Annotated in this window: 7 protein-coding genes; 3 read left to right on the top strand and 4 right to left on the bottom strand. The window is 34.4% G+C overall.

Features of this window, described 5'->3' with window-relative positions:
- On the bottom strand, positions 1-129 hold a 129-nt coding region (locus tag ACR2F7_RS09450; protein ID WP_432713328.1), incomplete at its 3' end, for a hypothetical protein.
- Between the two features lie 131 nt (positions 130-260).
- On the opposite strand from ACR2F7_RS09450, the gene gmd reads away from it, so the two are divergent.
- From gmd to ACR2F7_RS09435, 3 genes are read left to right on the top strand one after another with little or no spacing between them, the layout of a single operon-like run.
- Positions 261-1373, top strand: a complete 1113-nt coding sequence (gene gmd / locus ACR2F7_RS09445) for a GDP-mannose 4,6-dehydratase (protein ID WP_432713327.1) — start codon at positions 261-263, stop codon at positions 1371-1373.
- A gap of 1 nt (position 1374) precedes the next feature.
- A complete protein-coding gene (locus tag ACR2F7_RS09440; RefSeq protein ID WP_432713326.1) occupies positions 1375-2154 on the top strand; it encodes a WecB/TagA/CpsF family glycosyltransferase in 780 nt (259 codons plus the stop codon).
- A 41-nt stretch (positions 2155-2195) separates the two neighbouring features.
- Positions 2196-3758 (top strand): capsule assembly Wzi family protein, encoded by a 1563-nt coding sequence (locus ACR2F7_RS09435; RefSeq protein WP_432713325.1) that lies wholly within the window; start codon positions 2196-2198, stop codon positions 3756-3758.
- 125 nt (positions 3759-3883) lie between these two features.
- On the opposite strand, the gene ACR2F7_RS09430 is transcribed toward ACR2F7_RS09435, so the two are convergent.
- The 3 genes from ACR2F7_RS09430 to ACR2F7_RS09420 all read right to left on the bottom strand — a co-directional run bounded on the left by ACR2F7_RS09430 (position 3884) and on the right by ACR2F7_RS09420 (position 7882).
- Positions 3884-4951: an acyltransferase family protein gene (locus tag ACR2F7_RS09430; RefSeq protein ID WP_432713324.1), complete on the bottom strand. Its 1068-nt coding sequence runs from the start codon at positions 4949-4951 to the stop codon at positions 3884-3886.
- Positions 4952-5932: 981 nt separating this feature from the next.
- Positions 5933-7225: a group II intron reverse transcriptase/maturase gene (gene ltrA, locus ACR2F7_RS09425; protein ID WP_432713323.1), complete on the bottom strand. Its 1293-nt coding sequence runs from the start codon at positions 7223-7225 to the stop codon at positions 5933-5935.
- Positions 7226-7747: 522 nt separating this feature from the next.
- Complete coding sequence (locus ACR2F7_RS09420) at positions 7748-7882, bottom strand: transposase (protein ID WP_432713322.1); 135 nt, start codon at positions 7880-7882, stop codon at positions 7748-7750.
- Between the last annotated feature and the right edge of the window lie 63 nt (positions 7883-7945).

Here is a 7945-nt window from a genome sequence, read left to right as displayed (position 1 = left end):
AGCGATTCTAGCTTCATTTAAATCAACCACGGTAACTTTTATATGAGGACATTGTTTGGCAATAATCGCCATTGTAGGACCACCTACATAACCTGCTCCAATACAGCAGATATTTGTGATTTTGTTCATAATAACTTATATAAATGATTCTTAATTAAAAGAATGTATAGATTTTCGCTTGCGAATATAAAGATTTATCTATAAATCAATATATTCGCAGAAAAATATATAGCAATTTTAATAAAAAACCGTATTCATTAATGAAAAAAGCTCTTATAACAGGTATTACAGGACAAGATGGCGCATATTTAGCTGATCTATTATTAAAAAAGGGATATGAAGTACACGGTATCAAACGTCGTAGTTCCTTGTTTAATACAGACCGAATAGATCACTTGTATCAGGATCCTCATGAAAGTGATGTCCGTTTCATCTTACATTACGGTGACTTAAGTGATTCAACCAATTTAATTAGAATCATTCAACAAGTGCAACCTGATGAAATTTATAATTTAGGTGCTATGAGCCATGTACAAGTAAGCTTTGAAACCCCTGAATATACAGCTAATGCGGATGGTATTGGAACATTAAGAATTTTAGAAGCGATTAGAATTTTAGGCCTAGTTAAAAAAACTAAAGTTTATCAGGCGTCTACTTCCGAATTATATGGCCTAGTCCAAGCTGTACCGCAATCAGAGACTACTCCTTTTTATCCTCGTTCTCCTTATGCAGTTGCAAAAATGTATGCTTATTGGATTACGGTGAACTACCGTGAAGCTTATGGCATGTTTGCTTGTAATGGAATTTTATTTAACCATGAAAGTCCGCTTAGAGGTGAAACATTTGTGACTAGAAAGATTACCAGAGGTACAGCTAAAATCGCCATGGGATTACAGGATAAATTGTATTTGGGAAATTTAGATGCCCGTAGGGATTGGGGTCATGCTAAAGATTATGTTGAAGCCATGTGGTTAATTCTTCAACAAGATACTCCAGAAGATTTCGTTATAGCTACTGGCGTTACCACTACCGTTCGTGATTTTATCAAGATGGCATTCTTAGAAGTTGGAATTACGCTAGCCTTTAAAGGTGAAGGTGCTGATGAAAGAGCAACTGTAACCTCATGTAGTAATCCAGATTATCAAGTAGAGGTTGGAAAAGAAGTTGTTGCAGTTGATTCACGTTACTTCCGCCCAACTGAAGTGGATTTATTAATTGGTGATCCGAGCAAATGTAAAGCAAAACTAAACTGGTCACCAAAATATGATCTTGCAGCATTAGTAAATGATATGATGACTGCGGATGTTGAACATTTCTTAAAAGAGAAAATGTTAAAAGATGCAGGTTATAGAGTGAAAAATCAATTTGAATAACATGCCCTATAGGCTACCTAAAAAAAGAATAATTTCAATAAATGTATCTAATGGCACTTACAAGCAATTTGTAAGTGCCATTATGCATAATGCTCTCGCCAAAATTTCTTCTTACGTTTGTGTCGCAAATGTTCATATGGTTTTAGAAGCCTACGATTCTTTAGAATTTAAAAAGGTCGTAAATAGTGCTTATTTGGTAACTCCGGATGGAATGCCTATAGCCAAGTCTTTCCAGATTTTACATCAAATTCCACAACAACGAGTTGATGGAATGAGTCTATTACCTGTTTTACTTGCAGAGGCTGAGAAGTTGAATCAGTCTGTCTATTTTTATGGAGGCACTCAAATTATGCTTGACCGAACTGCAGCATATGTTAATAATCAATATCCAAAACTAAAAATAGCAGGATTATATTCACCACCATTTCGTGATCTAACTGAAAGTGAAATGGGGTATATTGCAACTGATATATCGAATTCAAAAGCCAGTTTAGTTTTTGTTGTTTTAGGATGTCCAAAGCAAGAAAAATGGATGTTTGACATGTATGGTAGGATTCCAGCCATCATGATTGGTATTGGGGGTGCATTGCCTGTTTTAATTGGTTTGCAAAAGCGCGCACCTTTGTGGATGCAAAATAATAGCTTAGAATGGCTTTATCGGCTGAAACAAGAGCCAAGAAGGTTATTCAAAAGATATTTTCGTACAAATAACCTATTCCTTTATTTGCTTGCTAAGGAACGATACAATAAAACGGTAAAGAGAACTAACTGGAGAAAGTAGATAAATCAAACTCTAAGATCATAATCCTACAAAGTAATATAATGAATTATTATACAATTAACATTCCTTATAGTAAGAAATTATTTTGCACTATTAGTCTATTAATATTAGTTAATCAAATTCATGCTCAAATTCCTGATATTAAATATGAAATAGAAAGCCAAGCAACAATAACTACCGATGGTGCAGTTCCTTTTTGGATGCGCTCTAATCAATACGGCTCATTTCCCTTATCTGGTGGTTCAGGCAGCTTATTAGGTAGAGCACATTTAGATTATAATGAAGTATCAAAATTTGATAGTATAAATTTAACAAGGTCGTTTTTCGATTGGGGATTTGGATTAGAAGCAAGAGCTAATTTAGGGAAGAAAAGCAATTTTAATTTAATTGAAGCTTATGGGAAGTTCAAGGCCGGAATATTTCAAATGAAATTTGGAAGAAGCAAGGAGGTAATGGGCATTAATGGTGATACGGCATTAAGTTCAGGCAATTTCGCAGTATCTGGTAATGCCTTGGGAATTCCTAAGGCAGAAATATCTATACCTAATTATTATAAAATACCACTATTTAATGGTTTAATTTCAGTGAAAGGAAATTTTGCTCATGGCTGGATTGGTAAAGCTGAAATATTAGATCAAGTTGGGGACCCCAAGTCGGAGTTATTTAATGTATTAAACAAACATCCTACTACTTATTACCATCAAAAATCACTATATATATTGTTTGGGAAAAGCGATTGGAAATTAAAATTACAAGGAGGTTTCAATCACCAGGCTTATTGGGGAAATGAGAAGGCAGCTTACGGATCAAGATTTAGCCTCTCGCCCATGGAGACATTTTTATATGTTATAACTGGTAAAGCATACGGAGAAAAATCAATACCTAGGTCAAAAATTGGTAATCAGATTGGTTCAATTGATATGGCTATAGATTATAGATTTAATAACTTAAGTATTATTTTATACCGTCAGAATTTTTATGATACAGGAGCTCTTTCAAAATTGGCCAATATAAAAGATGGCCTTAATGGAATAAGGATAAGAAATAATAAAAACATTCCAAAAAAATCCAATTTTCATTGGAACACGATATTATTTGAATTTTTATATACTAAAGACCAAGCAGGTTACCCGTGGTCAAAGCCTACCAATTCAGGTGATGAAGATTACTATAATAATTACTACTACAAAAAAGGCTGGTCTTATTATGGGCAGGGAATTGGAAGTCCTTTTATTACAACTAAATCTGAATCAAAAAAAGGTCAAGCATCAGATTCATTTGACTACTTTATAAATAACAGAGTAATCGCTTTTCATACAGGTATCTCAGCTAATATATATAATTGGGAATTTCAATCTAAAATTTCTTATTCATTAAATTATGGCACATTTAGCACAAGTGAATTTGGCAAATCTACCGGCCCTGTCGTTCTTCCCGAATTAAATAATAATATTTTTAAACCAGTTAATCAACTTAATGTTTATTTTCAAGGATTAAAAAGTGTAAAAAACTCATATAAAATAGGTTTAGCAACCGCATTAGATAGAGGAAATCTATTAAATAATTCTTTTGGATTTCAAATGAAAATAATTAAGGTGTATTAATAATACATTAATTAAACAATTAACTTATCGTTTTAAATTTCTTTATTAAATATTCTTCTTATTGTTTCGAATATAACATCATAAACAACTTAATTAATCCACTAGTAGTTTTCTAAAGTAGATGCCTAAGAAATTAAAATAGCTTCATGCCATGTCTTTCTTTTTTGTGGAAAAATGAAATATAATTTACTAAATAACAAAGGAATAGTTATATAATACATAGAAAACACTAATATTATCAATTTCAATATAAATTGTATATTAAGTAAGCTATTACCCAATGTTCTTATTAGGAAGGCATCAACTATAATTAATGTAAAACAATGAGCTGCTAAAATGGGAAGACCACATTTAGCTATATATTGAAGAATACGAAAAAGTTGATTTACAGAATTAAACTTCGAAAACTGGTGCCATGATAAAGAGCATAAAAGAATTAAAGATGAAATCCCACTAAAGCACATTATGTGAAACAACCAATAATTATTAATCTGATTTAGGCCTATTACTGAGTTAGGATTAAAAAATGATGCAATTCGAGAAGTTATCATTAAAGAAATAAATAACAACCACCCTAAAACTTTATATTTTTTATTTATTACAGTAAGACTTAAACTCAAAGTTGGCCTCAAAAGATTTCCCATACCAAAGAATATTAAGGAGCTGAGGACTACATCTAAACGAAAAGGTAAATCTATATCTGATATTGATAGGTAGTAACCCAACCCTGATGTGACAGATAGAATAAGTAACTTTAAGTATTTATTTTGGAATAGGTTATGGATTATAAAATAAAGTATACTTAATAAAAATAAAGTAAAAACAAACCATAGTGGAGAAGCTTTGGGAGGCCCATCGCTTATTAAGAAATTTTCAACTGCAATTTTTAAAGTTTCAATTGGCTTCAAATATAAGTTCCAATCAAGTATTAAAAAAAGTATAAAAAGTGCACAGTAGGGTATTAAAAGGGCTTTAATTTTTGCTTTAGTGTATGTTAAAAATGTTTTATGCCGGTTAGTAGAAAACAACATTCCAGATAGAAAAAAAAAACAGGGAATTCTAACATCATTTGTCGGACTAATAAATGCACGAACTATATCTGGGACATATCCAAAGTGACTTAAACAGATACTAATTAGAAGAAAACCTTTAAGAATATCAATCCATTCAACGTGATTTTTAACTGGAATCATAATTTATTGTTATATAAGGCAAATAGTCAATTAATAAGACATATTAACAAGTTAGTTTTCGTGTATTTTACATAAATAAGATAGTATTAATCAAAACTATAATACCGGGTTATTTTCAATATCGAGACAAATCTAAAAAAAAACTTTAATGATTACAATTAACATGATGTACTATAATCGTTCACTGGATATGTTGAAGCGCTTGGTGTGAAAGTAATCTATGCTAGATTTCCCTATTCCTTAAGGTTCTAGAGGAAGTAAAATAATTACTTAAATACAAAGTTTCCCATATGCATATTAAGTTTTTTAAAAAGTAACACCTAGAGGATGCATAATAGCCTCTTTGAACCTTGTGAAGATAATCTGTTTTAAAATGGAGTGTAAGATTACTTCAATAAAAGATTATAGAGCTGGGCATTGAACAACGCCATAAAGGTAGTTATGGGTATTAAACAAAGTAAAGAAAGAAAAGATTATCGATTTTGCTATAGAATAAGAAAGTGTTTGGCTCGGCTATAAAATAGATACATGTAAGCACCGCTTAGATATTGATGCGTAAATGAACCCAAAATATTATTCTTATTATGTTACTCAATGTATGACCCTCCTTTTTTCGAACCACTTTTTCAGGCGAGAACCCAAATATAAATTAGTAGTATCATATCTATATGTTTTCCACTCGCAAAGTGGAGGAATTATTGATGCAAGCCCCACTAATAATTATTTAGTGTGTAGTGACCACATAAGTAACCATGTCTTTACGCTGGAAAGGCTTTAAAACTTTTTTGAAAGTACCTCTTTATGGATCTTATTGTCTAGCACAAATTCTGCATACATATATGTTGTAAATGCCTATTTCCCTTTTCCAGTTCTTTCAAACGGCGTAGTTCTAGGTTATCCAGACCAGAATACTTTTTCTGTCGAGTAAGCAAGGGCATTTCAGCCCAAGCTTCTCACAGAACCGGACGTGAATGTCTCCATTCATCCGGCTCTTCTTATTCTGTCACCAGCAGGATAAATAACTCCTGCGGAAGGTTTGTATCCCCATTGCCAGTGCACGAAAAGATTAGGATTACTTTTCGCTATCGCCCCAAGCCAATGGATAGACTTTCTTTTATGTCTCTTAAACCTTTTGAACTTCGTCCGTGCCCATAGGGCTAATCGCAAATCAATATGTCTAAAATGTTTGCGAAGAAGCGAGGGATAAAACTTTCCGTAATAGTTTATCCAACCCCTGATAACTGGGTTAATCTTATCCGCTATATCCTCCAATGTAAGTGACCAGCCAACCCATTGATTAACATCCCAAGCACTTATCTTTTCACTTATCCTTTTCTTGGCTTTGTTACTGATTGCTGGATTAAATCCTGTAAAATATATTCCTATCTTACTTTTAACTGCTCTTGGTCTAAAGGTATGACCAAGGAAATCAAACTGGATTTCTCCCCATCTTTCATTACGGTTGCTGTCCTTACAATAAACGATCTTAGTTTTGTCTTTATTGAGAGATAGTCGACAAATATTAAATCGATGATCAATAGCGCTCAATATTTTCTCTGAACTGGCTTGTGTTGGGCAATGACAGACAATATCATCTGCATACCTTTCAAAAGGTATCTCAGGATAAGTTTTACGCATCCATTGATCAAACGCATAATGCAGAAATAAGTTGGACAACAACGGGCCTATCACTGACCCTTGTGGAACCCCTTGTGATCTTTTCATTCGCGAGCCATCTTTTAACTCATAAGGACATGTTAACCATCTTTCGACATACAGAAGTATCCATTTGGTATTGGTATGTCTGGTGAGAGCCTTCATCATCAATCCATGATCTATCGTATCAAAGAATTTGCTAACGTCCAGATCTATTACCCATCGATGCTTTCTGCATTGCTCTTTTGCTGCTGCTAAAGCTTGATGGGCGGATTTCCCCGGACGGTATCCATACGAGTTTTCATGGAAATGGGGATCAATGCTGGGTCCCAAAATTTGTACCACTACCATTTGGGCTACTCGGTCGGCTATCGTTGGTATTCCTAATGGCCTCTTTTTACCATCAGCTTTAGGAATTTCAACGAGTTTCACAGGTGAGGGAATATAACTTCCTGAGCTCATCCGGTTCCAAATTTTATACAGATTTCCTGCGAGATCTTTTTCAAAATCTTGTAAGGTGACCTGATCTATTCCAGCTGAACCCCTGTTTGCTTTTACCAGTTGATAAGCTTCCCATACTTGCCTCTTCCGAATTTCGAATGACTTTGCTGCCTTCATTAATTCTTCCTGTTTTAATAGTTGATTAATTTAAGCCGCTAAATAAGCTGACCGCTTCGCTCCTTTATCATTACAATACTATCATCACTACTACCAGTCAGTCCGCCCCTGTTCCAGGCATCAGTACTTTTACCCTCACAGGGTCCCTGTTTGGGTGTTTCCTTTTGCATCCTGACGACAGGTTCCTATGTTCCATCTAAAAGCCTCTATACAAATCACGCCATCTATATGCCGGATGCCACTTAAGCAATAAGCAGGTAATCCTTAAGTTTATCCCTGACAAACTGGAGTATCAGGTTCTGACATCGTCTCTTCTATTTCGACACCTCATCAATGGTTCCTTTGCAGTCGTCTTTTGTATAGTTACCTGACAGCTTTTGCTGCCTTTTCTTGTATCGCTCACGACCTTAACTCTTTATTAAAGCCGCATACACCGGTTTGAAACCCGCTCCTGCAAGCTGATTCCGGAGGGCCTTCCTCCATCTTCTTGATAGCATCTCTCAACCACGGCTGGTTTAGAGTTCATAGCACACTCCAATTATAAAAGGTAGCCTGGTGCACGCCAAGGCCACGGCAAATATCTGCTGCCGTTTTTCCTGACTCATGTTCTTTGATCGCTGCTACGATCTGGCTTTCACTGATTTTTGACTTCTTCATCTTGCTGTTTTAAAGTTACGAATTTTCGCCTTTTAAACAGTCCGATATTTAGGAGGGGTTACA

Origin of the sequence: Pedobacter sp., from assembly GCF_045628745.1 — a bacterium.
Taxonomy (GTDB): Bacteria; Bacteroidota; Bacteroidia; order Sphingobacteriales; family Sphingobacteriaceae; genus Pedobacter.
Note: the sequence above shows the minus strand (reverse complement) of the source record. Positions and strands in the feature narration are given on the sequence as shown.